The organism is Roseinatronobacter bogoriensis DSM 18756 (genome assembly GCF_004366635.1).
Lineage (GTDB): Bacteria > Pseudomonadota > Alphaproteobacteria > Rhodobacterales > Rhodobacteraceae > Roseinatronobacter > Roseinatronobacter bogoriensis.
This window is the reverse complement of record NZ_SORN01000001.1, coordinates 340,267-363,450: the sequence shown is the minus strand read 5'-3', so window position 1 is coordinate 363,450 and position 23,184 is coordinate 340,267. Positions and strand designations below refer to the sequence as shown.

Annotated in this window: 23 protein-coding genes; 9 read left to right on the top strand and 14 right to left on the bottom strand. The window is 61.8% G+C overall.

Annotation, left to right across the window (positions count from 1 at the left end; all coding sequences use genetic code 11):
- Positions 1-115 precede the first annotated feature (115 nt).
- The 7 genes from EV660_RS01590 to EV660_RS01560 are packed head-to-tail and all read left to right on the top strand — an operon-like array spanning position 116 to position 6,020.
- Complete coding sequence (locus tag EV660_RS01590; protein WP_071481677.1) at positions 116-847, top strand: succinate dehydrogenase/fumarate reductase iron-sulfur subunit; 732 nt, start codon at positions 116-118, stop codon at positions 845-847.
- Positions 844-1,182, top strand: a complete 339-nt coding sequence (locus EV660_RS01585) for a succinate dehydrogenase (protein WP_071481678.1) — start codon at positions 844-846, stop codon at positions 1,180-1,182. Before EV660_RS01590 ends, EV660_RS01585 begins: the two co-directional genes overlap by 4 nt.
- Positions 1,182-1,523, top strand: coding sequence for a succinate dehydrogenase, cytochrome b556 subunit (gene sdhC / locus EV660_RS01580; protein WP_071481679.1), 342 nt, complete (start codon positions 1,182-1,184; stop codon positions 1,521-1,523). Before EV660_RS01585 ends, sdhC begins: the two co-directional genes overlap by 1 nt.
- Position 1,524: 1 nt before the next feature.
- A complete protein-coding gene (locus EV660_RS01575) occupies positions 1,525-3,288 on the top strand; it encodes an L-aspartate oxidase (RefSeq protein ID WP_071481680.1) in 1,764 nt (587 codons plus the stop codon).
- An 11-nt stretch (positions 3,289-3,299) separates the two neighbouring features.
- Positions 3,300-4,256, top strand: a complete 957-nt coding sequence (locus EV660_RS01570) for a fumarate hydratase (protein WP_071482324.1) — start codon at positions 3,300-3,302, stop codon at positions 4,254-4,256.
- Positions 4,253-4,918 carry a fumarate hydratase C-terminal domain-containing protein gene (locus tag EV660_RS01565; protein ID WP_071481681.1) on the top strand — a complete coding sequence of 222 codons (666 nt, stop codon included), beginning with the start codon at positions 4,253-4,255 and terminating at the stop codon, positions 4,916-4,918. The genes EV660_RS01570 and EV660_RS01565 overlap by 4 nt, the downstream gene beginning before the upstream one ends.
- Position 4,919: 1 nt before the next feature.
- Positions 4,920-6,020 carry a sulfite oxidase gene (locus EV660_RS01560; RefSeq protein ID WP_071481682.1) on the top strand — a complete coding sequence of 367 codons (1,101 nt, stop codon included), beginning with the start codon at positions 4,920-4,922 and terminating at the stop codon, positions 6,018-6,020.
- A 14-nt stretch (positions 6,021-6,034) separates the two neighbouring features.
- On the opposite strand, the gene EV660_RS01555 is transcribed toward EV660_RS01560, so the two are convergent.
- From EV660_RS01555 to EV660_RS01545, 3 genes are all read right to left on the bottom strand, one after another.
- Positions 6,035-6,778 carry a sulfite exporter TauE/SafE family protein gene (locus EV660_RS01555; RefSeq protein ID WP_071481683.1) on the bottom strand — a complete coding sequence of 248 codons (744 nt, stop codon included), beginning with the start codon at positions 6,776-6,778 and terminating at the stop codon, positions 6,035-6,037.
- Entirely contained in the window at positions 6,775-7,677 is a 903-nt protein-coding gene (locus EV660_RS01550; RefSeq protein WP_071481684.1) for a LysR family transcriptional regulator, read from the bottom strand. Before EV660_RS01550 ends, EV660_RS01555 begins: the two co-directional genes overlap by 4 nt.
- A 123-nt stretch (positions 7,678-7,800) precedes the next feature.
- Complete coding sequence (locus EV660_RS01545; protein WP_211116206.1) at positions 7,801-8,196, bottom strand: RidA family protein; 396 nt, start codon at positions 8,194-8,196, stop codon at positions 7,801-7,803.
- Positions 8,197-8,769: 573 nt separating this feature from the next.
- Between EV660_RS01545 and EV660_RS01540 the strand changes: the two genes are divergently transcribed.
- Positions 8,770-10,668 (top strand): calcium-binding protein, encoded by a 1,899-nt coding sequence (locus EV660_RS01540; protein WP_071481686.1) that lies wholly within the window; start codon positions 8,770-8,772, stop codon positions 10,666-10,668.
- Between the two features lie 43 nt (positions 10,669-10,711).
- Here EV660_RS01540 and cobF read toward each other — a convergent pair whose 3' ends face one another.
- The 6 genes from cobF to cbiE form a co-directional block, all read right to left on the bottom strand.
- Positions 10,712-11,464, bottom strand: coding sequence for a precorrin-6A synthase (deacetylating) (gene cobF, locus EV660_RS01535; RefSeq protein WP_071481687.1), 753 nt, complete (start codon positions 11,462-11,464; stop codon positions 10,712-10,714).
- Positions 11,461-12,186, bottom strand: coding sequence for a uroporphyrinogen-III C-methyltransferase (cobA, locus tag EV660_RS01530; protein ID WP_071481688.1), 726 nt, complete (start codon positions 12,184-12,186; stop codon positions 11,461-11,463). The genes cobF and cobA overlap by 4 nt, the downstream gene beginning before the upstream one ends.
- Before the next feature lie 91 nt (positions 12,187-12,277).
- Positions 12,278-13,585 carry a cobyrinic acid a,c-diamide synthase CobB gene (locus tag EV660_RS01525; RefSeq protein ID WP_071481689.1) on the bottom strand — a complete coding sequence of 436 codons (1,308 nt, stop codon included), beginning with the start codon at positions 13,583-13,585 and terminating at the stop codon, positions 12,278-12,280.
- Positions 13,582-14,367, bottom strand: coding sequence for a precorrin-4 C(11)-methyltransferase (gene cobM / locus EV660_RS01520; RefSeq protein WP_071481690.1), 786 nt, complete (start codon positions 14,365-14,367; stop codon positions 13,582-13,584). The genes EV660_RS01525 and cobM overlap by 4 nt, the downstream gene beginning before the upstream one ends.
- Positions 14,364-14,741: a cobalamin biosynthesis protein gene (locus tag EV660_RS01515; protein ID WP_084635019.1), complete on the bottom strand. Its 378-nt coding sequence runs from the start codon at positions 14,739-14,741 to the stop codon at positions 14,364-14,366. The genes cobM and EV660_RS01515 overlap by 4 nt, the downstream gene beginning before the upstream one ends.
- The gene (cbiE, locus tag EV660_RS01510) at positions 14,723-15,922 is read right to left on the bottom strand and encodes a precorrin-6y C5,15-methyltransferase (decarboxylating) subunit CbiE (protein ID WP_071481692.1); all 1,200 of its coding nucleotides are present in this window, start codon (positions 15,920-15,922) and stop codon (positions 14,723-14,725) included. The genes EV660_RS01515 and cbiE overlap by 19 nt, the downstream gene beginning before the upstream one ends.
- On the opposite strand from cbiE, the gene EV660_RS01505 reads away from it, so the two are divergent.
- Complete coding sequence (locus tag EV660_RS01505; protein ID WP_084635020.1) at positions 15,921-16,652, top strand: cobalt-precorrin-6A reductase; 732 nt, start codon at positions 15,921-15,923, stop codon at positions 16,650-16,652. The two genes, cbiE and EV660_RS01505, sit on opposite strands and share 2 nt — an antisense overlap.
- 95 nt (positions 16,653-16,747) lie before the next feature.
- On the opposite strand, the gene cobJ is transcribed toward EV660_RS01505, so the two are convergent.
- The 5 genes from cobJ to cobN are packed head-to-tail and all read right to left on the bottom strand — an operon-like array spanning position 16,748 to position 23,180.
- On the bottom strand, positions 16,748-17,494 hold the full coding sequence (gene cobJ, locus EV660_RS01500; RefSeq protein ID WP_071481693.1) for a precorrin-3B C(17)-methyltransferase: 747 nt from the start codon (positions 17,492-17,494) through the stop codon (positions 16,748-16,750).
- Positions 17,491-18,216: a precorrin-2 C(20)-methyltransferase gene (gene cobI, locus EV660_RS01495; RefSeq protein WP_071481694.1), complete on the bottom strand. Its 726-nt coding sequence runs from the start codon at positions 18,214-18,216 to the stop codon at positions 17,491-17,493. Before cobI ends, cobJ begins: the two co-directional genes overlap by 4 nt.
- Positions 18,213-18,842, bottom strand: coding sequence for a precorrin-8X methylmutase (locus tag EV660_RS01490; RefSeq protein ID WP_071481695.1), 630 nt, complete (start codon positions 18,840-18,842; stop codon positions 18,213-18,215). Before EV660_RS01490 ends, cobI begins: the two co-directional genes overlap by 4 nt.
- The gene (locus tag EV660_RS01485) at positions 18,842-19,963 is read right to left on the bottom strand and encodes a cobalamin biosynthesis protein CobG (protein ID WP_071481696.1); all 1,122 of its coding nucleotides are present in this window, start codon (positions 19,961-19,963) and stop codon (positions 18,842-18,844) included. Before EV660_RS01485 ends, EV660_RS01490 begins: the two co-directional genes overlap by 1 nt.
- Positions 19,956-23,180: a cobaltochelatase subunit CobN gene (gene cobN, locus EV660_RS01480; protein WP_071481697.1), complete on the bottom strand. Its 3,225-nt coding sequence runs from the start codon at positions 23,178-23,180 to the stop codon at positions 19,956-19,958. The genes EV660_RS01485 and cobN overlap by 8 nt, the downstream gene beginning before the upstream one ends.
- Between the last annotated feature and the right edge of the window lie 4 nt (positions 23,181-23,184).

Here is a 23,184-nt window from a genome sequence, read left to right as displayed (position 1 = left end):
GTGTTTTACCCTTTTCAGTAAGTTTTTCTTACATTTAATCTAATTTTTTTTGGCTTTTCGTTAGCACATTATTAGAAATACAGATGCGCAATCAATCGGAGGATGGAAGCCAGACGTGTCAGAACGAGAGATCATTTCCGTAACGGTGCAGCGCGGCGGGCCAGACACTCCGCAACGCCTGCAGGTATTCGAGGTGCCCGCATTCGAGAGTCAGACCGTGCTTGATGTTGTATCATGGATTCAGCAGAACGCCGACCCGACCCTCACCTACCGCTTTGCATGTCGCGTTGGCATGTGCGGCTCATGCGCGATGATGGTGAACGGGGTGCCGCGCTGGACCTGCCGCACACATGTCAACAAGGTGCTCAACGGCGGAAAGATCGAAATCGCGCCCCTGCGCAACCTGCCGGTCATCAAGGATCTGGCTGCCGATATGGACCCATTCTTCGACAAATGGGTCGCTGCCGAAGGCCGCCACCACCCCACCCGCAGCCGGGATGATGACATAGCCGCGATCAACCCGGAGCAGCCTGAACGGGTCGTCGCAAGTTCGGGGATAGAATGTATCAACTGCTCGATCTGCTATTCTGCATGCGACACGGTCGCAGGCGACCCTGACTATCTGGGACCAGCCGCCCTGCAACGCGCCTGGACCTTGTATAATGACGCAAAGGATGCGGACAAGGACACGATACTTGACGCAGTTTCCGGCAAGGGCGGGTGCCATTCCTGCCATTCGATGGGGTCTTGCACGGCCTATTGCCCGAACGGCCTTGACCCGCTTTCTGCCATTGCCGGGCTGAAACGCGCGACGACACAGCGTTTTTTCAAAGGGAGGGCCAAATGACCCCTTTTCACCTTTATATGGCGCAACGGTTGAGTGCGTTGGTCATGGCCCCGTTTGTGTTGGTGCATCTGGGCGTCATGATCTACGCCATTCAAGGCGGGCTGACGGCGGCTGAAATTCTGGGCCGGACACAAGGTTCTGTCTTCTGGTTCCTGTTCTACGGCATGTTCGTGGTGGCTGTCTCGATCCATGCGGGTTTGGGGCTGAGGGTCGTCTTGTCAGAATGGGCGGGTTTGCGCGGGACGGCGCTGAATGCGCTAAGCGGTGTTATCGGGTTTGGCTTGTTTGCACTGGGCGCGCGCGCTGTCTGGGCCGTAACGGCGGGGGGGGTGTGATGAAAGCCGTTGCGCGCGCCCATCCCTTATGGCTGGCCTATATCCTGCATCGCATTTCTGGGATTGGCTTGGCGCTGTTCCTGCCTGTCCATTTCTGGGTGTTGTCGCTGGCGCTGAACAATGCCGCACAGCTTGATGCATTCCTGACATTGTCCGACTTGCCAATTGTGAAACTTGCGGAAACCGGGCTGGTTTTTTTGCTGGCCGTCCATATGTTCGGCGGCTTGCGGCTGATGGCGCTGGAGTGGCTGCCGTGGAACGCCGCACAAAAGACATGGGCAGCCGCGGCCACTGCGGGCGCATTCTTCATCTCAATCATATTCCTGATGCAGGCAATCTGACATGTTTACCGTAAAAGACATCGACCGGCACGACACTGACATCCTGATCCTTGGCACAGGGGGCGCGGGGTTGTTCGCGGCGTTGCACGCGTTGCAAACTGCGCCGGAAGGCACCAAGGTCACCATCGCGGTCAAGGGGCTGATCGGCAAATGCGGCTGCACGCGCATGGTGCAGGGCGGCTATAATGTTGCGGTCGGTGGCGGCGACAGTGTCGAGCGGCATTTCATGGATACGATTCAGGGCGGCAAATGGCTGCCCAATCAGGACATGGCCTGGCGCTTGTGTGAACAGGCCGTGGTGCGCATCCGCGAATTGGAGAATGAGATCGGCTGCTTCTTCGACCGCAACGCGGATGGGACGCTGCACCAGAAAGCCTTTGCCGGCCAGACAGCGGACCGCACCGTGCACAAGGGCGATCTGACCGGGATCGAGATTATCAACCGGCTGATGGAACAAGTCTTGTCCCGCCCGGTCGAGAAGTTGCAGGAACACCGCGCAATCGGCTTGATCCCGACCAAGGACGGCAGCGCGCTTGCCGGGGTGCTGATGATCGACATGCGCACCGGGCGCTTTCGGTTTGTGCGCGCGAAAACCGTGCTGATGGCCACGGGCGGCGGGCCGACAATGTACAAGTATCACACCCCCAGCGGCGACAAGACAATGGACGGGCTGGCGATGGCGCTGCGCGCGGGTCTGCCCTTGCGCGATATGGAAATGGTACAGTTTCACCCGACGGGCCTGCTGGCAGGTGACCATACCCGCATGACCGGCACCGTGCTGGAGGAGGGCTTGCGCGGCGCAGGGGGGCAATTGATCAACCACGCGGGCCAGCGTTTCATGTTCGACTATGACGCCAAGGGCGAACGCGCCACGCGTGATGTGGTTAGCCGTGGCATCTATGCCGAGATGCGCAAGAACAACAACCCGGAACAGGAAGGGGTGTTCATCTCGATGGCGCATCTTGGCCCTGAATTCGTGGCAAAGAAATTCAAGGGCATGGTCGAGCGCTGCGCCGATTGCGGCTTCGATCTGGCTGGCGGCAAGGTCGAAGTGGTACCAACGGCACATTATTTCATGGGCGGCGTTGTGGTCGATGTGGACACGCGAACCGCAATGGAGGGGCTGTATGTTGCGGGCGAAGATGCAGGTGGCGCGCATGGCTCCAACCGGCTGGGCGGGAATGGGGTTGCGAATTCCACTGTCTATGGCGGGATTGCAGGCGATGTCATGGGCACCAATATTCGCCAGATGGGCACACTGCGAGAGCCTGACGAAACCGCCCTCGAAGCTGAACTGGCCCGCGCCTGCCATCCCCTGACGCGCGCGCCGGACCTTGTGCTGCCGCTACGCAAGCAGTTGCAAAACGTCATGTGGGACGAGGTCGGCGTCATGCGGACCGAGGCCGGGCTGAAACGCGGGCTAAACGGCATTGCCGAAGTTTCTGACGCGCTGATGGATGTGGGGGTCATGCCAGATAATCTGGCCTTTAACCTGACATGGCATGACTGGCTGAACCTGCGTTCACTCTGCGACATTTCTGAAGTGATCGCCAAGGCCGCCCTTGCGCGCGACAATTCTCGCGGCGCGCATTACCGCGAGGATTACCCCGATCCCGGCGCGATGGAAGACAGCTATTTCACCGTCGCCCAGGCCAAGGCAGGCCCGGTGGAAGTGACGCGCGAAGCGGTGCAATTCACCATCGTACGACCGGGCGAGACGGTCCTGCCCGAAGGGGCGCCCGAAACGCTGGTTGCCGCACAATGACGGAGGCGCAGATGATCCCCCTCGACCTGATCCAGTCCACCGCCGAGAAGCTGATGGACAAGGCCGCCATCGAAATCCCGCAAGACTATCTTGACGGGCTGCAACAAGCGGCAAAAACCGAAGATGGCGACCTGTCGTCTTTTGTCCTGAAAGCCATGCTGGACAATTATGACGCCGCAAAAGAGGATCGCCGCGCCATGTGCGGCGATACCGGCGTGCCGCGCTGGTTTGTGAAACTGGGCAATGAGGCACAGGTGCAGGGTGGTATGGTCGCGCTTGAAGGCGCATTGCGCCGCGCGACCGCCAGCGCGACCAATGGCGTGCCGCTGCGCCCGAACCGCGTGCACCCGCTTTGGCGGACCGACCACAACAACAATGTCGGCATTGGCGCGCCTGAAATCGAATACGGGTTCGAACCGCGGGGCGACTGGATCGACCTTATCACTGTTCACAAGGGCGGGTTGTTCGGCACCGATTACCGCATGTTGTTCCCGTCAGACGGGATTCAGGGCATCAAGCGCTTCTATCTTGACAGCCTGATGGCCTTCGGGAAACGCGGGCTGGCCTGCCAGCCTGCAATCATCGGCATAGGATTGGGCGGATCGAAAGACACCTGCATGACCCTTGGCAAGCGCGCATCCGTCCTGCGCACTGTGGGCAGCCGAAATTCCGACCCACGCATCGCGGACATGGAAGATGAGTTCAAGGAATTGGGCAATTCCATCGGCATGGGGGCAATGGGGTTTGTCGGCAAGAATATGGTGATCGATTGCAATATCGAAGTGGGCTACTGCCACACCGGCGGGATGCCCATGTCCGTGCATGCGTTCTGCCTGTCGTCGCGGCGCGCGGTCGCGCGGCTCTGGCCGGATGGGCGGGTTGAATACCGCACTGACCCGGACTGGTTCACCCCCTACCAGCGCCGCGAAACTGTCGATTGGGAACCCGCACGGGAGGCCGCAGAATGAGTGTGCGCGAAATACGTCTGTCAACCACCCCGACGCCCGAAGCGATTGCCGATCTCAGGCTGGGCGATATCGTCTATCTGGACGGGCTGATGTATACGGCGCGCGAAGGTGTCTATATGCGCGCGCTTGAGGACCAGGCGAATATTCCTATGGAACTGCCGTCTGAGAGCGCGGCTAATTTCCACTGCTCGCCCGCTGCGCGGATCAATGCTGACGGGTCATTCGATATGGGCGCGGTCACCGCCACCGCCTCTTTCCGCTTTGCCAAATGGCTGCCGGAATGGATGGCAAAAACCGGCGCCAAGCTGATTATCGGCAAGGGCGGCATGACCTCGCGCGATTACAAGGACTACTTTGTGCCCAATGGCGCGGTCTATCTTTCAACAGTGGGCTATGGCACTGGCGCATTGCTGGGCCGTGGCGTGGAGAAGGTCGAGGCCGTGCACTGGAACGAGGAACTGGGCCTTGCGCAAGCGATGTGGGTCATCCGCTGCAACAAGATGGGGCCGTTCATTGTGGCGTCAGACATGAAGGGCGATTGCCTGTTCGAGCGCGAGAATGCGAAGATTGCCGAGAACATCGAGCGTGTGTATGAAGGCACCAAACCCGCCGTGCTGAAGCGATACGGCGAAAGCGATGATCGCGCAGATGAGGTGATCTGACATGACAGACAACCCTTTCCTGACCACCTCCACCCGGAACACGGTCGCCGAATTCACACGCGAAGAGGTCGCGCTTGCAAACCGCAATTCCGGCGCATTGCTGGAAACGCTGGATTGTGACGTCACACCGACCGGCCTGCATTATCTGCTGAACCATTTCGATGTGCCGGTCCTGTCTGCCGCAGACCATGTGCTGGAATTTTCGGGCGCGTTTGATGCGCCTTTCAGCCTGAGCATGGCTGAAATCATCGACCTGCCACAGATCACGCGCCCAGTCACGCTGGAATGTGCGGGCAATGGACGCGCAGGCATGACCGCGCGCCCCCTGTCGATGCCCTGGATGTATGAGGCCGTCGGCACATCAGAATGGACAGGCACCCCGCTTGCACCGCTGATCGAACGCGCAAAACCCAAGGCGGATGTGAAGGATTTCGCCTTTATCGGCGCAGATTTTGGCTATGACAAGGGTGTGCCGCATTTTTATGGGCGCAGCCTGACCCCCGACGAAATTGCACAGCTTGATGTCATGCTGGTCTGGGGCATGAATGGTGCACCGCTCTTGCCCCAGCATGGCGCACCGTTGCGGCTGATCGTGCCGGGCTGGTATGGCATGGCTTCGGTCAAATGGCTGACGCGGATCGAAGCGCTTACCTTGCGCTATCAGGGCTTTCAGCAGGTCGAAACATACCGTTTCCGCACCCATGAACACGATCTTGGCAAGCCTGTCACGCGTATTCATGTCAAATCGCTGATGAAGCCCCCGGGGGTGCCGGACTGGTTCACCCGCGCGCGCTGGCTGAAACCCGGGCCCGTCACCCTTACAGGGCGGGCATGGTCAGGCGATGGCGTGCCGATTACCAAGGTTGAGGTGCTGCTCAACGGCGTTTGGCAAGAGGCAGAGTTGTCTGCCCCGACAGACCGCTACGCGTGGTCGGCATGGCAGATCGAGTGGCAGGCGACACCGGGCCAGCACGAACTTGCCTGCCGCGCCACTGACGCTGAGGGCAATGTCCAGCCGCTGAATGCAAGCCATAACCTTGGCGGATTTGCCAATAATGTCGTGCATCGCGTCACTGTACATGTAGCCGAACCCACGGCCTGACCTGCCCGACTGGGTTACCAGAGCACATTCACCAGCAGGCCCAGCCCAAGCAGCAAGGACAGCCCGATCAGCAACCTGCGAAACGCCGTATCGCTGATCCGTCGGAACATCCACAATCCGACCTGAACAGCCAGAAATGACGCGGGCAAGGCGATCAGAAACGCCGTCATTGTGGTCGAGGTATAGACACCGCGCCACCACAACATCGCGGTGGTGGTGCCCAGAATGCTAACGTTGAACGGCTGCAATACAGCGCGGGTTTCCGCCTTGGGCCATGGGCGCATGGAACACCAGATGACCAGCAACGCGCCCGATAGCCCTGCCATGCCCCCCAGAAAACCCCCGGAAAACCCCATCATACTGTCAAGAACAGGGGTCCGGCGCTCGAATTTCGGCAGATTCCTGCGAAAGCTGAAAAACCCGCCATAAAGGATCAGCAAACCCGCAATCAGAAGTTTGAGGATTTCGGCATTGATGAATGTCAGCAGGGCTACACCGACCGGCACACCTGCCAGTCCCGGCAGAATGAAACGCATCAGCCGCGCCACATTATAGCGCAGCGCCTTGCGAATTTCCCACAGGCCCTGCATCCCGGTGACCACAGACATCAGCGTCACAACCCCGACCGCACTGATCGGGTCCAGCGCGACCATCAAGAAGCCAAGCGCGAATAGGGCTGTGCCGGTCCCGGCAAGCCCGTTGATGAATCCGCCAGCCAGCGCACCAGCGAGGATGAAGGCGATATCATGCCAACTCATTCCGTCATCTGCCCTTGCAAAGGTGCGGCGCTGTCCACGGCATGAAGAAACGCTTTGTGAATCTCCTCAATGACGCGGATCTTGGGGTTTTCCTTGCCAAAGGCCAGACTCAGGACCCGAAAGGGCGCATCCTCTCCCAAAGGCAGCCAGCGCAGGGGCAGTGCTGCCGGATTGGCCACGCAAGGGGCCGGTACGATCGACACGCCCAGATTGGCGTGAACCATGCTGGAGATCGCCTCAAGGTTTTCCAACTCCATGGTTTCAGTCACCCGCGCGCCGGTATTCTGCAACCATGTCTCGATCAGTGTTCCAACGACCGCATCGCGATTGAAACGGATGAAAGGGTGCTTTTTGAGAATCTGAATCGGGTCCGTGTCTTCAACCTCGGTCGAGGTGACCAAATGCAAGCGTTCTTGTGCTACATCCAGAAAGCGCATGCCAACAGGCAGCATCACCGGCTTGCTGACCAGCGCCACATCCAGATGCCCACGATCAATTCCATTCAGAAGCGCCGAGGTCAGGGCAGGATAGATGCGCAGCCGTAAGCCTGCGTATTTGCTGCGCAAGACTGACATGGCCATCGGGGTCAATCCGGTCAGGGTTGTCGGAACAGCGCCCAGCGCAAGCTCGCCCTGAAACCCTTCATCCCCTAAAACCGAAGGAACCAAATTGTCATAATCCTGAACGATCTTGCGTGCCCGCGCCACGACGCTGCGCCCGATCGGCGACAATTCCGGTGTGCGGCGGGTACGGTCAAACAACACCAGCCCAAGATCTTCTTCAAGCGCGCGCATTTGCTGGCTAACGGCGGCGTGGGTAATGAAAACCGCATCCGCCGCCGCACCAAAAGTCTTGTGGTCAGCAACCGCGATAAGCGTTTTCAGCAACCGGATCGACATGGCATCAGTTAAGTCTTTCTTACATTTAGCAACAATTTTGCTAAATTATGTTATGCATAACTTAACAAATAACCCAACCCCACACGCACAGCAAGACCTGAAAGGCACCAGCAACCCGCAGGATCAGGGGCGCTTGGCAACAAGATCAATCTCGACCAAGGCCCCAACCGCAAGGCCACTTACACCGATGCAGGTGCGCGCCGGAAGCTTGCCCTCTTCAAAGTAGCTTTTGTATGTTTCGTTCATCGGCGCATAATCACGGTCGAACTGCGTTAAATAAACCCGCGCCTGGACGACATTTGCCAAACTCAACCCCAGCCCCTCAAGCACAAGGATCAGATTATCCATCACACGCCGGGTCTGCGCCTCTATGCCGTCAGGCAAGGCTCGGTCTGGCTCTCCGGGCCAGGTGGGCATCTGGCCGGTCAGGAACACCCAACCGTCAATTTCCGCGGCGTGAGAGAAAGTTGCGACAGGCTGCGGTGCAGATTTGACCATGTGGAAAACCGGCAAGGGCATGAGTGTCTCCGTTCCTTGATTGTCGTGATGTGGCATAGTCTGCCTGACGCAAAGCGCGTGCTTGCAACTGAAGATCATCGAGCGTTGCAATTGCTAACCTGCCTCAGGCAACAAAACGGTAGCTTGTTTTCAGAGCATCAGAAACCACAAAGCGCGGCAACAGCCGGACCACACGCCCAAGTCCGACAGGACTGCCATCAGGATCAGCGTTAATTATCTGAAATCTTGCGGGCTGGCAGCGTTGAGGCGCCGTCCCCCGCCCATTCGCAATGACAGATGCCCAGACAGGCAATCGCCCACTTCTCCAACCCAAGCGAGGGAAATCAGGGGGGATGGCCGTCTGGTCAACCTGCGGGCGCATATCCGCGCGAAACACACGCATAACGATAATGTGATGTGACCAGTATTCAACCTTCAGTTGTATTATCGTTAAAGCGGGATGCTCGAATGTTGTACCCTATCCCGTATCACTGTGTCGGCTTACCCCCACCCCGCTTCCTGATCGGCTGACCTCATATCTTGACATGGCAGCCCGTGACGGCCCACCTCTTGGAGGGAACGATGCCTCAGGCCATGCCGATACCGGACACGATTATCCGGGATGACTTTACCACCGACAGAATCAGGGGCGGGGCTGGCAATGACCACCTGATCCACCATCGTGACCTGAGTGTAAGCGGGCATTCCAGTGTCGGCTTGATGGGGTTTTCCGGGGATGACATCCTCGAAGGGTCTGTTCCCAATAGCGGGCAGATCCACATGTATGGCGCAACCGGAAATGACTGGTTCATCCTAGATGTGACCAAGATCCCGGATGCGGGCGGCACACAGGGCCATCATGCCTATGGCGGGCATGGCATGAACACGTTTCAGTTTACCAATATCGAACAGAATTTCTCGCCCATCGTCGGGCGTCTGGATGACTTCGACCCGTCATCAGACCGCATTCTGATAGAAGGGCACGAAATTGATCTCACGGACCTGCCTCGCGTCATTGACCTGCCCGGCGGCGGGACTGTCCTCGTGCGTGTGATCGAGGCGGAACACCCTGAATTCAGCGCCGAAAACCTTGGCCCACAATACTTCCTCGCCATTGGCGACAATATTTTCTACGCGCTCGATGGTGCTAGGGATTTGCAGAACGGCACCACAGGCCTGACGGGTGAAGAGCGGCATTTCCTGCTGCCAAGCGCACTCCAGACCCTGCGAGAGGCGCAGACAGTCCAGTATGAAAACCCAAAGAATTTCGTCCCACGCGAATTCTATGCCCATCGTGAAGACGCGCTGATCCTGAATTTCGCCCCAAATGGCGAGGAAGTGTTTGCCGCCGTGGCGGAAGGTGCTTCGGTGCACATGTTTGGCGGCAAGGGTAACACTCAAGGCGACAAGGCGACCGGCGATCAGATCATGCATGGCGGCGCAGGCGACGACGTCATCGACGGCAATACCGGCAACGATACAATTTACGGTGGCGCCGGAAACAACCTGATTGCGGGCGGCCTTGACAATGATCTCATCTATGGCGGTGCCGGGGATGACATGATCTGGGGCGGCGATGGCAATGACACCCTCTATGGCGGGGCTGGCGATGATTACCTGCACGGCGGCAGAGGCAACGATTTTCTGTCCGGGGGCGAAGGCAATGACACGCTGGTTGGCGGGCGCGGCAACAACACATTGGAAGGCGGCGGCAGTGACAGCATCAACCGCTTTCATTTCGCCAAGGATGAAGGCCATGACATCATCCTCGACTTCAAACCAGAGGCAGATCTGATCACGCTGGACCATGGCATCGACCCCCTGACCGTCGAGCTATATGAGAATGAGGCAGGAAATACGGTTCTGAATTATGGCCAGATGGCCTCGGTAGAGTTGCGCGGGGTTTCCCTGCTGGCCTTCAAGGAGGCCGCAGAATTCAGGGCAGAGATAGACGATCCGATCATCACAATCACGCCTGACCCAGAGGATGAGTTGCTTCATGCGCTGCGGGTTGAGACCGGGTTCTACGGCAATGATGCGCCGCCCAGTCTTGAAGTGGACGGGCTGCTTTATGGCAATAGTGCGTTCTGGAGTGACAGTGCAGGTGGATACACTTACATAAGCCCACAGTCCGAAAGCGAAACAACTCCCGGGCCTGATAAAAGCGCAGACACCACGCCTGAGCTGCTTGCCGAGGATGACCCAGAGGCAGAAGATGACAGCGAAGAAGAGAAGGAAAAGAGCAGCAGCTCCGATGGATCATGCTTTGTCGCGACGGCAGCCTATCAAGACCCTTATCACCCCGATGTGGTGTTTCTGCGCGCATTTCGGGATCAATGGCTGGCGCATCGCGCATGGGGGCGCGGGTTTATCGCACTTTACTGGCAAATTGGTCCGGTGCTCGCCCGCCCTGTACGGCGCAATGCACGCCTTGCGTGGTCATCGAAAGCAGTGATCGCGGGAATGGTCCGCCTGCTGCGTTTGGCATGGTGATCTCGCATCGCAAACTCTTAACCGGACGTGTCGCGGCGCACGCTCAATCAAGCCGTTGCAGGATGTAGATATCCATGATCCAGCCATGCGCCGCCCGCAGGGTCGCGCGCCGATCCAGAATGTCATGCGCCACATCGGCAAGCGGACCTGCGATCAAGACCTGCTCTGACATGCCGACATATGCCCCCCACCAGATGAACACGCCATCAGGGTCCAGCACGTCGAAGGCACCGCCTGCATCCAGCATGACCGCAAGGGTCTGCGCCCCCTCTGGCCAGCCCTCGTCGCGCAAGCGCCGCCCGGTCGTTATGGTAACCGGCGCGGCCAGCCGGTTCAGCGGTATGGCATGGGCCGCAGTCAGAACCTGCAGGCTTGTGATCCCCGGCACAACATGTGTGCGAATGGGCAACCCGGCCGCGCCCAACCTCTCGGCGATGCGCAGACTGCTGTCGTACAGCGACGGGTCGCCCCAGACCATCAGCGCCACGCTCCCGCCCTGCGGCAAATGCGCCTCGATTGCCCTGCGCCAGCAATGTGCAATCGCATCATGCCAATCGGCGACAGCCCCCAGATAAGGCTGGTCACCGGCGCGGCGCGGCAGGTCGAATTCCACAATACGCCCCGGATGCTCCAGCACCTCGGCGCAAATCTCGCGGCGCAGATCAGCCAGATCGGCCTTATCCGCTCCCTTGCGCGGCAACAGGATCAGGTCGGCCCTGTTCAGCGCCTTGATCGCGGCCCGCGTCAGATGATCTGGGTTTCCGGTCCCAATACCGACAAGATGCAGATCGATCATCCCGCATCCTCGGCAAGTGGGCCATACAGGATCAGCGCAGGCGCTGCACTTGCGCTGGCACTCAACAAGGTCACAAGGCCCGCCACAGTGCTGCGCGTCAGGCGCTGGTCGGGATGGCTGACATTCTCGGCCAGAAGTGCGGGCGTATCTGGCGGCAAACCGGCATCCAGCAAGCCTTGTGCCAGCTCACCGAATGTGCGCTTGGGCATGAAAACCACTGTTGTGGCATCGGGGTCGGCGAGGGCCGCCATATGCAGCCCTTCAGGCAAGGCCCCACGAATGTCATGGCCTGTCACATATTGCACCCGCCGCGCACAGAGCCGTCGCGTCAAAGGGATGCAGGCCGCAGCGGCAGCGGCGCTGGCAGAACTGACACCGGGAATGATCTCGAACCCGATCCCTGCTGCGCGGCAGGCCGTAATCTCTTCCTCCAGCCGCCCGAATATGCCCGGATCACCCGATTTAAGCCGGACGACCCGCACCCCTGTCTTTGCATAATCCACCAGCAGCCGGCTGACATGGTCCTGCTTGGGCGAAGGGCGGCCTGCACGCTTGCCCACCGCCACCAGATCAGCCCCAGGCGCAGTATGACCTAACATCGCACCCGCAGACAGGTCATCAAATAGCACCGCTTCCGCCACCTTCAGACGCGCCACCGCTTTCAGCGTCAACAACTCGGGGTCACCGGGACCAGAGCCTATGAAGGAAACAAACCCGCTCATGTCCGTTTCATCCTTGTCAAAATATCCTCGGGGGGTGAATTTGGCCGCAGGCCAAAGAGGGGGGCAGACAGCCCCCCTTTTGCGCTTCGGGTCATGACGCGTCCTCGGCGATCAGATGAAAGAAACTTCCACTGACATGACCGCGACAGGACCCCGTCTCGGGCACCTCGTGCCCATCGGCATCGCAAACACGGGCGAGTGGGGCATCTGGCTGCTCCAGAATGGTCGAGTAATGGAATTCATGCCCGCGCAATCGCGCGCCCGGTTTGAAACCGGGCATCGGTGCAACCAACTCTGCCGCGCGATACCCCAGATGCATCTTCCGCTTTTCATAGCTGGTCACCAGTCCCAACAGACCTGCCATCTGGTGGCGCACGCCTTCCTTGTCTACAAGCGCGTCGCCCAGCGCCATGTAGCCACCGCATTCACCATGGACCGGGCGGGTCTGCGCATGGCGCACAAGCGCGGCCCGAAACCGCGTTGCAGCCGCAAGCCGTCCGGCATGCAATTCAGGGTAGCCACCGGGCAACCATACCAGATCGGCTTGCGGGTCGGGTATCTCGTCTGCCAGTGGCGAGAAGGGCAGCAACTCCGCCCCTGCACGCCGCCACCCCTCCAGAAGATGCGGGTAGGTAAATGAAAATGCCGCATCCCGCGCGATTGCGATGCGTTGTGCAGGCGGGCGCGGCAGAGTGCCGGATAGCCCTCCCTGCCTGCCCTTGGCCGCAGTTTTAAGCGCCTCCAGATTGACATGCGCACGCAGGAAATCCGCGTAATTTGCAATCGCTGCGTCAAGGTCGGGGTGCTCTGCCGCCTGCACTAGCCCCAGATGTCGTTCCGGCAGCCGCAAATCCCCCCGGCGTGGCAATGCGCCCAGAACATGCAGGCCCGCCGCATCCATGCCCAGTCGCGTCAACCGCTCGTGCCTTGGACTGGCCACCCGGTTCAGGATCACGCCAGCAAAGGGAAGATCAGGTCGGTAGCGCGCGAAGCCAAGCGCCACAGCAGCCGCCGACTGCGCCTGCCCCGAGACATCGACGACCAGAACCACGGGCCAGCCCATGCGCGCTGCCAACTCTGCGCTGGACCCGAAGCCCAGCGCGCCTTGCGTGGCAACACCGTCATACAACCCCATCGACCCTTCGGCGATGACTATATCCGCACCCTGTGCCTCGGCCGCGATCGTGTCCATCAGGCCAGCACCCATCGCCCAGCTGTCAAGGTTGAAAGACGCCCGCCCGGAGGCAGCATGATGAAAGGCAGGATCAATATAATCCGGCCCGCTCTTGAAAGGCTGCACCTTCAGCCCGCTCTCGGACAAGGCTCGAAGCAAGCCCAGCATCACGGTCGTTTTACCTGTCCCGGAGGCCGGCGCGGAAATCATCAAACCCGGTATCATTCGCGGCTTTCCTTGTAGATGCTGTCGGCACTTTGTGGCCGGAAGCGGCGGTCATAGTCTGGCGCGTATAGCGCGCTTTCCGCAAAATCTTGGGCGGCAAGGGATTGCCCCACAAGGATCAGCGCAGTCCGCTCCATGCTGCCATCGACCTTGGCGTCAACGGTTGCAAGGGTCGCGCGTATGATACGCTGATCCGGCCAGCTTGCCCGCCAGACCACGGCAACCGGACAATCCTGACCGTAATATGGGGTCAGATCGGCCACCACTTGGGCAAGATTCTGGATCGACAGATGAATCGCAAGTGTTGCGCCTGTCGCGGCAAAGGCCGTAAGTTGTTCGCCCTCGGGCATCCGGCTTGCGCGGCCCGGCGTGCGGGTCAGAACCACCGATTGCACCAGTTCCGGCAAGGTCAGCTCAGCCCCCAGAGCCGCGGCCGCTGCCGCAAAAGACGGCACACCCGGCGTCACCGTATAAGGAATGTCCAGCGCCCGCAGACGGCGCAGCTGCTCACCCAGTGCTGACCAGATCGACACATCGCCGGAATGCAGGCGCGCGACATCCTGTCCATTCGCATGGGCGCTGGCAATCTCCGCCATGATCTCATCAAGTGAAAGTGGCGCCGTATTCACCACTCGCGCCCCGTCGGGGCAATGCGCCAGCACGCCTTCTGGCACCAATGATCCCGCGTAAAGGCAGACAGGGCAGGCCGCGATCAGATCGCGCCCGCGCAAGGTCAGCAAATCCGCCGCCCCCGGCCCTGCCCCGATGAAATGAACTGTCATCCTGCATCCCCTTCTGCCAGCGCACAAGTCGCCTGCCCCATATCAGACCGGGCCCGAAATACGACGATCCGTGCTGCCCGGCCCGCCCCCAGCAAGGCGCAGGCCTCGGCCACACTGCCCGTCCCGAAGTCATCCATGACGCGGGGCGATATTGTAGGGGTAGATATGCCCCGCAGCGCCCCGCGCGGCAAGGTCAGCAGCGGAAGGTCCAGCACCTGTGCCAGGGGCGCGATCAGGGGCGCGCGCGCCTCCAGACAGACAATCCGCGCGAGCTTGCGCCCCAGTGTCATCTGCTGCAAGAGCGCTTGCATTTCTGCCAGTGTCACACGCGACGAGCAGCCAATCCCGGCGACAATCATGTGATTACCCGCCATTGCACGATCGGATAGGCCGCCCGCCAGCCATGTTTGCTGCCCAAGGGCACTGCGTCAGAAATCTCCAGCCGCATCAGCCTGCCCCCGGCGCGGGCCTGCCATTGTATCAGCAGCGCCTCGGATTCCAGCGTGACAGCATTGGCGACCAGCCGCACCCCTCTCGGCAGAATTTCCCATAGCCGGGTCAAAAGCGCCTCTGACAGCCCACCCCCGATAAAAACAGCATCCGGCAGGGGTTGGCCCTCCAGCCCCTCAGGCGCGCGCGCCTCGACCAGCTTCAATCGGTCCACCCCCAACGCAGCGGCATTGGCCAGCGCCCGCGCGGCGCGGCGCGGATCGGCCTCAAACCCGATCGCCTCCACCTGCGGATGCGCCAAGAGCCACTCAATACTGACGGAACCAGACCCAAGCCCGATATCCCACAGCAACTCACCCGGTACAGGGGCCAGCGCCGCAAGCGTAAGTGCGCGCACAGTCTGCTTGGTGATCTGCCCGTCATGATCAAAAAAATCATCAGCGCGCCCGGCCACACATGGCAGGGCCTGGCCCGCTCCGGCCACTTCCAGCCCGACCGCAACCGGATGTCCGACATCGCGCAGGGAATATTCAGCGGCTTTCATAGTGCGGGTCCGCGCACGCGGCCCACCAAGTGCCTCCATCACATGCAGCAGACTGGCCCCGAAACCACGCTGCGTCAGATACCCCGCCAACTCGCCCACTGCCGCGCCATCACGCAGCAGCACCAACACCCGCGCCCCGCGTGCCAGATAGGGGCGCAGCCGGGTCAGGGGCGCGGCATGCAAGCCCATGCATGACACCGTCTGCAACGGCCAGCCCAATGCTGCCGCCGCCAGCGAGAATGTAGACGGGGCCGGGATCGCGCACCATTCCTGCCGCGTCAGATGCTGCGTGACACTGCTGCCCGCCCCGAACCAGAACGGATCGCCCGAAGCCAGCATCACCACGCGACGCCCGCGCTGCGCCAGCAGCATATCTATCCCGTCGGCAAATGGCACCGGCCATTCCAGCACCTCACAAGACAACCCCGGCAAAAGCGCAAGATGCCGCGCCGCCCCCATGACAATTTCTGCCTGTTCCAGCGCGTCACGGCTTGCACCCGACAGCCCGTTCAGGCCATCTTCGCCCAATCCGATAATGGTCAGCCACGGGGTCTCAGCCATGCACAATATCCTTGTCCTTGGCGGCACGATCGAGGCCACGCGCCTTGTCGCGGAACTGGCCAGCGCTGGCCTGACGACGACGCTTAGCTACGCAGGCCGTGTAGAACGCCCCAAGCCTCAGCCGGTACCCGTGCGCGTGGGCGGGTTTGGCGGGGCTGAAGGGCTTGCCAGCTATCTGCGCGCGCATGCCATCACCCATCTGATCGACGCCACGCATCCATTCGCCACGCAGATCAGCCACAATGCCCTGCTGGCTGCACAGGCGACCGGCACGCCCCTCCTGGCCTTGACCCGCCCGCCCTGGCACCCGTCTTTGGGCGACAAATGGCAGCACGTGCCCGATATCCCAGCAGCAGTCGAAGCACTCACCGGTCCGCCCCGTCGCATACTTCTGGCCCTTGGTCGCATGCATCTGGCCGCGTTTGCCCACCAGCCCCAACACCACTACCTGCTGCGCCTTGTCGACCCGCCAGAAGCACCGCCCCCCCTGCCCGATCACCATATCATTCTCGACCGTGGCCCTTTTGACGCAGCTTCTGACGAAGCATTGATGCGCGCGCATCGCATCGACCTTGTGGTCTCCAAGAATGCCGGCGGCAGCGGTGCGCAGGCCAAACTGATTGCTGCGCGCAGCCTTGGGCTGCCGGTGCTGATGATTGACCGCCCCGCCCTTCCTGAACGCAGAGAGGCCCATGACCTTCCCACAGCAATCGACTGGCTCAGGGGATAAGCCTGCAACTTCATCCTTGCTCAAATATCCTCGGGGGGTGAATTGGGCGCAGCCCAAGACGGGGGCAGACAGCCCCCCTTTCTCCCGCCTGAAAATCATGCCGACCTCGGAGTATAGAGTATCGGTCCGCGCGGCGTTTGGATCACCCGCGTCAGGCTCGATCCTACAATGACCATCGTGCGCATATCCGCCATCTCGGGCCGCGCCTCGGTCAGCGGGACAATGCGCAATTCCTCCTGCGGGGTGCTGACGGCACGGGCAAACAGGACCGGACGTGCATCGGCGCATGCTTCGCGCAACACCTCAAGGGCGCGGGCAAATCCCTCGGGGCGCGAGTTAGATCGCGGGTTGTAAAACGCCATTGCGAAATCACCCTCTGCCGCCAGTCGCAGGCGTTTTTCGATCAACGCCCAGGGTTTCAGGTTATCGCTCAGGTTGATGACGCAGAAATCATGGCCCAATGGCGCGCCAGCCTTTGCGGCGGCCGCCAGCATCGCGGTAATCCCCGGCAAGACGCGGATATCCAGCGCGCGCCAATGCTGCGGCCCGGCCTCCAGTGCCTCGAACACGGCGGCTGCCATGGCAAATACACCCGGATCACCCGACGATACTACCACGACCCGCTTTCCTTCCGCTGCCATGTCCAGCGCATGGGCCGCGCGATCCAGTTCCACACGGTTGTCGCTGGCGTGCAAGGTCAGCCCGTCACGCGGGGCGACACGCGCCACATAGGGAATGTAGCCCACCACATCCGTGGCGGCCTCCAGCGCCGCACGCACTTCCGGCGTGACCAGCGCCTCATCCCCCGGCCCCAGCCCTGCAATAACGACCCAACCGCTCATGGTCTGCGCCCCTGCCCGTGGATCAGCACGATCGAGAAATAGGGCGTCACCGCGCTGGCCTCCGCCAGCCGTTGCACATTCTGGCGCGGCATCTGGGCATATTCCACGATCCACGCATCCTGCAGCCGCCCTGCCCGATCAAGCGCGCGCTTCAGCTTGGGAAGGTTGCGCCCGATCTTCATCACCACCAGCGCATCCGTGGCCGCGATCTTTTCGGCCAGCACGTCTTCGGGCAAGGTGGCCATCAGCACGGTCAGCACGTCATCGCCCCATGTGATGGGCTGGCCCGTGGCGGTCCACGCGCCCGACATGCCGGTAATAGCGGGCACCACATCCACCGGCACTGCGTCTTTCAGCCGTGTGTAGATGTGCATGAACGAGCCGTAGAAAAACGGGTCCCCCTCGCACAGGACAACAACATCTGCCCCCCCTGCGGCAAGCGCCTGCAAATGGTCGGTGCATTGCGTATAGAAGGCCGAAAGCAGCGCGTTATAGCGCGGGTCGGCCACAGGTATTTCCGTGGTAACGGGGTATTCCATCGGAAATTCTACCGCATCCGCGTGTAGCATACCCTCGACAATCGCGCGCGCCTGCCCCTTGCGTCCTGCCTTGCGGAAAAAGGCCACATGCCGCGCATTGCGCACCAGACGGTCCGCGCGCACGCTCATCAGATCCTGCGCGCCGGGGCCAAGGCCCACGCCGTAGATCGTGCCCGCACTCATTCCTTGCGGCTCGCGATAGCGTTGATGGCGGCAACCGTGATCGCGCTGCCGCCCAGACGGCCCTTGACGATGCAATTCGGCACGGGCTGCGCGGCCCAAAGCGCATCCTTGGATTCCATTGCGCCCACAAACCCGACAGGGCAGCCGATAATCGCGGCAGGGCGCGGGCAATCCGGATCTTCCAGCATGTTCAGCAAGTGGAACAACGCCGTTGGCGCATTGCCAATGGCCACAAGCGCCCCGTCCAGATGGGGCCGCCACAATTCCAGCGCGGCGGCAGAGCGCGTGTTGCCCATCTCGCGCGCCATTTGCGGCACGCGCGGGTCGCGCAGGGTGCATATGACTTCGTTACCGGTAGGCAGACGCGGGCGGGTCACCCCTTCGGACACCATATAGGCATCACACAGGATGGGCGCGCCTGCTTCCAGCGCCGCACGGGCCGCAGTCGCGAAACCGGGCGAGAAGTGAATAAACTCCTCCAGCCCGACCATACCGGCGGCATGGATCATGCGCACGGCAATGGGTTCTTCCTCAGCCGTGAAGCGGTCCAGATCAGCCTCGGCCCGGATGGTGGCAAAGGATTGCAGGTAGATTGCGGCACCATCAGTCTCATAGGTATAGGGCATTATGATCTCTCAAATCGGGTCAGTATCTGGTCTGGCGTCAGACCTGTTGCATCACTCCGCCCCTGCAAGACCAGATCAAAACGTCCATCACGACCGATCAGGGTGATATCCGCAGCGCGCACCCTTGCGCAACCCTTCGCACAGCCCGACACATGCAAACTGCCGCCGACCCGCGGCGCAAGTTCCCGCGCAAGCGCGCGGGTTTCAACACTGGCCTGCGGGCAGAGCGGCGCGCCCGCGCAGGCGTCCACGCGCAAGGCGGGGTTCTCAGGCGTGGCAATCAGGCTGTCAGGCAGCGCGGGCGCGCCAGTCAGCCCCTCCAGCACAAGGCAGCGCCAAGGTGTGACACGAACGCCCGACACATCCGTCGCGGCAAGGGCCTGTGCCAGATCCTGTGCGATGATCTGGCCGAAAGCGGCACCGACGGCCAATCCAGCAGGCGTCGAACCTGCCCTGAATGGCGCGCGCGCGGGCACAGGCGCGGCGTCCCATATGCCCCAATCCGGCAGCGCGGCATCATGGCGGGCCATTCGGCCCGATTGCGCGCCGCCCGTGTCCACAAACCAGCGGCACAGCCGTATTAGGCTGTCAATTTCGCGCCCGTGCGGCAACGCCATGCCAAACGCGCGGCCTTCGGCGCGCAGGATCAACCCGCCCTGCCCGCGTTCTATGCGAAAATCAGCCGGATCACCCGCCAGCACCGGTGCAGGGCCTGCATCCATGGCAAAGCCCATCTTGGGCGGCAGTTGGGGCAATTCCGCCAGCCGGTCTGCCAATTCGGTCCACAGCCGCGCGCTGTCATCGCCATCGCGCCAATCCGGCGCAATCAGGATATTGCGGCGGGATTCCAGATCAGGGTCGCTATCGAGCAGGTCCAAACCTGCCAAGGCATCTTGCAACGGGCCAAGCGCAGCATCGCCGACGCCGCGAATTTGCAGATTGGCGCGGTTGGTCAGGTCGATCAGCCCCGCACCATAGGTCTGCGCCGCGTCACACAGTCCCAATGCCTGCGCGCGTGTCAACCGTGCCAGACGCGGGCGCACCCGCACCACCCAGCCATCGCCCGAACGCATGGGCCGCAATGCGCCGGGGCACCACCCCTTGATTTCGATCTCAGTCATGGTTCAACCCCGCAAGAATGGAATTGCGCCGTGTCACCCACAAACCGGCCTCATGCAACGCGGCAAAACGCGCCTCCATGGCGGCCAATGCATCGGGGTTTTCGCGGGCAAGGAAATCACGCACATCCTCCTGACCCAATGTCGCATCGTGATAAAGGTCGAATAATTGCGGCGGGACCGCTTGCGCCAGATGGGCAAAGGCGGCCAGATGCTCCAGCGTGGCGGCGATCTCTGCGCCGCCACGAAACCCGTGTTTCATCATGCCTGCAATCCATGTCGGATTTGCGGCGCGGGCGCGCACCACACGCGCAATCTCTTCCGACAAGCTGCGCGCGCGCGGGTCATCCGGGCGGGTCGCATCCATATGGTACAGCGCGGCCTTGCCCCCTGTAAGCGCCTGCGCAGCCGCAAAGCCCGCCTCATGCGCGGCATAGTCCTGCGCCAGCAACAGATCGGTTTCCGGCAGATCCTGCAAATGCACAAAGGCGTCCGCCGCGGCGACGCGCGCGGCGATCCCATCAGGGTCATGCTGCCCGGTATCTATCGCATGAGACGACGCTTCAAGCCATGCGCGCCCGGCCTGTTCGCGGGCATCTGCGCTGTAATCCTCAAGCATGGACCCCATGCCAAGCCCATAACTGCCCGGCGCAGGGCCATAGACACGCGCGCCCCCCTGCCTCACAAAGGGGTTCCAGTCCGGCGCTTCATCGCGCGCAGCCAGCGCGGCGACAGCTTGCCCGAACAAGGTGGACAGCTGCGGAAACACATCGCGGAACAGGCCCGACACACGCAAGGTCACATCCAGCCGCGGGCGGTCCAGTTCCGCAATGGGCAGGATCTCCACGCCGGACACCCGCGATGAACCTTCGTCCCAGACAGGCCGCGCACCCAGCAGATGCAGCGCCATGGCAAATTCCTCGCCTGCCGTGCGCATGGTCGCACTGCCCCACAGGTCCACGACCAGCGCGCGCGGCCAGTCGCCGTGGTCCTGCAAATGGCGGCGCACCAGTTCATCGGCCAGCTTTACGCCCTGCGCATAGGCCGCGCGGGAAGGAACCGCGCGCGGGTCAGTGGTGAACATATTGCGCCCCGTGGGCAGCACATCGGACCGCCCACGATGGGGCGAGCCGGATGGGCCAGGCGGCACGAACCGGCCAGAGAGCGCGGCCTGAAGCCCTGCGCGTTCGCCCGCGCCCTGATCACCGCGCCCGAAAACATGCAACCCGTCGCCAAACTGGCTTTCCTTCACATCACACACAAAGCGGTCAATGCGGGTGATCGCCTCGGCCAGACACTCCGCGCCATCCAGCCCCAACTCAGTGCCCAGCCCCAGCGCCTCGGCCTCTGTGCGGATATCATCTTGCAACCGATCACGCCGGGCCGGGTCCAGCCCGTCGGCGTTGGAAAACTCATCCAGCAGCGCTTCCAACTGCGCCAGACCCGCGCCCGATTGCGCCGCCACCATCGGCGGGGGCACATGGCCCAGTGTCACGGCACCGATGCGGCGCTTGGCCTGCGCGGCCTCGCCCGGGTCATTGACAATGAACGGATAGATCACCGGCATGTCACGCACCAGCGCTTCGGGCCAGCAGTCATCTGACAGCGCGACGGACTTGCCCGGCAACCATTCCAACGTGCCATGCGCGCCGATATGGACCAACGCATCGGCTTGGGCGCGAAGCCACAGGTAGAACGCCACATAGCCGTGGCGCGGCGTGCGCCCAAGGTCATGATATTCATCATCGCGCAACGCAGGCGTGCCACGTTCGGGTTGCAGGGCGATTACGTTTGCCCCAATCCGCAGGGCCGCAAAGGTAAAGCCGGTGCCATCAAAGGCGGGGTCATCCTCGGGCCTGCCCCATGCGGTCGCAAGGTCATCGCGCAAGGGTTGCGGCAGGCTGTCCAGTGCCGCACGATAGTACTCTATGGGCCAATGCAGGCGATCTTGCGCCAGCCTATCGGCAAGGCTGCGTGCATCGGGGGCGTCCGCGCCCAAATCCTGCAAGATGGCGCTTGCACTTTCCAGCGCGTCCAGCCCCACCGCATGCGCCATGTTCCAGCCCTTGCCCGGATAGGTGGACAGCACCAGCGCAACGCGCTTTTGGTGTGCATCCATATCCTGCAACCGCACCCAGGCTGCCACGCGCGCAGCAATCGCATCGATGCGTGCAGGCTCGGGGCAATGCTCGGCGCGGGAGAACTGCAACTCCGGGTCGGCTTCACTGAATTCCTTGAAACTGGCGACACCTGCGAAAATCCGGCCATCAACCTCAGGCAGCACCACATGCATGGCCAGATCGGCGGGCGACAAGCCGCGCGCTGCATCACGCCAGCGCTTGCGCTCATTGGTGGCCAGCGCCACCTGAAATACCGGCACGCCCGCGGCTTCCAGAACGGCACCATCCTCACCTTGCGCAGAAAAGGCCGTCGCATTGACCACCGCCCTTGGTGAAAGCGCGCCGATCCAGCGTGTCAGCCAAGCGCGCGCCTGGGGTTCCTTCAGTGAGGGCACGAACAGCGCCAGCACGTCGAAGCCGCGCGCCTCCAGACCGGCGGCAAGCGCTCGGATCGGCGCAAGATCAGCCGCCGCCAGATAGGAGCGGTAAAACGTAATCAGGATGCGTTTTCGGGTCGCATTCAGGGCAAAGGCCGCCGGGCAGGTCACCCCCTGCGCGCCCCAGCCCCCCACTTGCGGCAGCACCCGCGCACCGCGCACCGGTGGCGCATAAAGGCCCGCAGCAAGGGCCAGTTGCTGCAACGCCGCCTGCGCAGCCACAGCACCGCCCATGTCGCACAAGTGCTTCAGTCGGCGCAGAGTGCTGATGGGCAGGGTCGATGCCGCATCCAGCGCCGGGTCATCGCGCCCGTCAGCGGGGAGGACCGCCAGCGCGAGACACTTTTGCCGCGCCATGGCTTGCACTTGCTGCAAGCCATAGGACCAATAGGGCGCGCCCCCGATCAACCGAATCAGAATGCCCTTCGCGCCCTCCAGCGTGTTCTCGACATAGGTATCGACCGAGAGCGGATGTTTGAGTGCGGCCAGATTGGCCAGCCGCACTGTCGGCAAGGCGCCTTCGGATGCGCGCCACCCTGCCGCGAAAGCGCCCAGATCACTGTCGGAAAACGACAGTACCACCAGATCAGCCGGGCTTTGGCCCAGGTCAGTGGGGGTGTCGGCTTCATCCAGACCGTAGCTTTCGCGGAAGATGACATGCATTGCA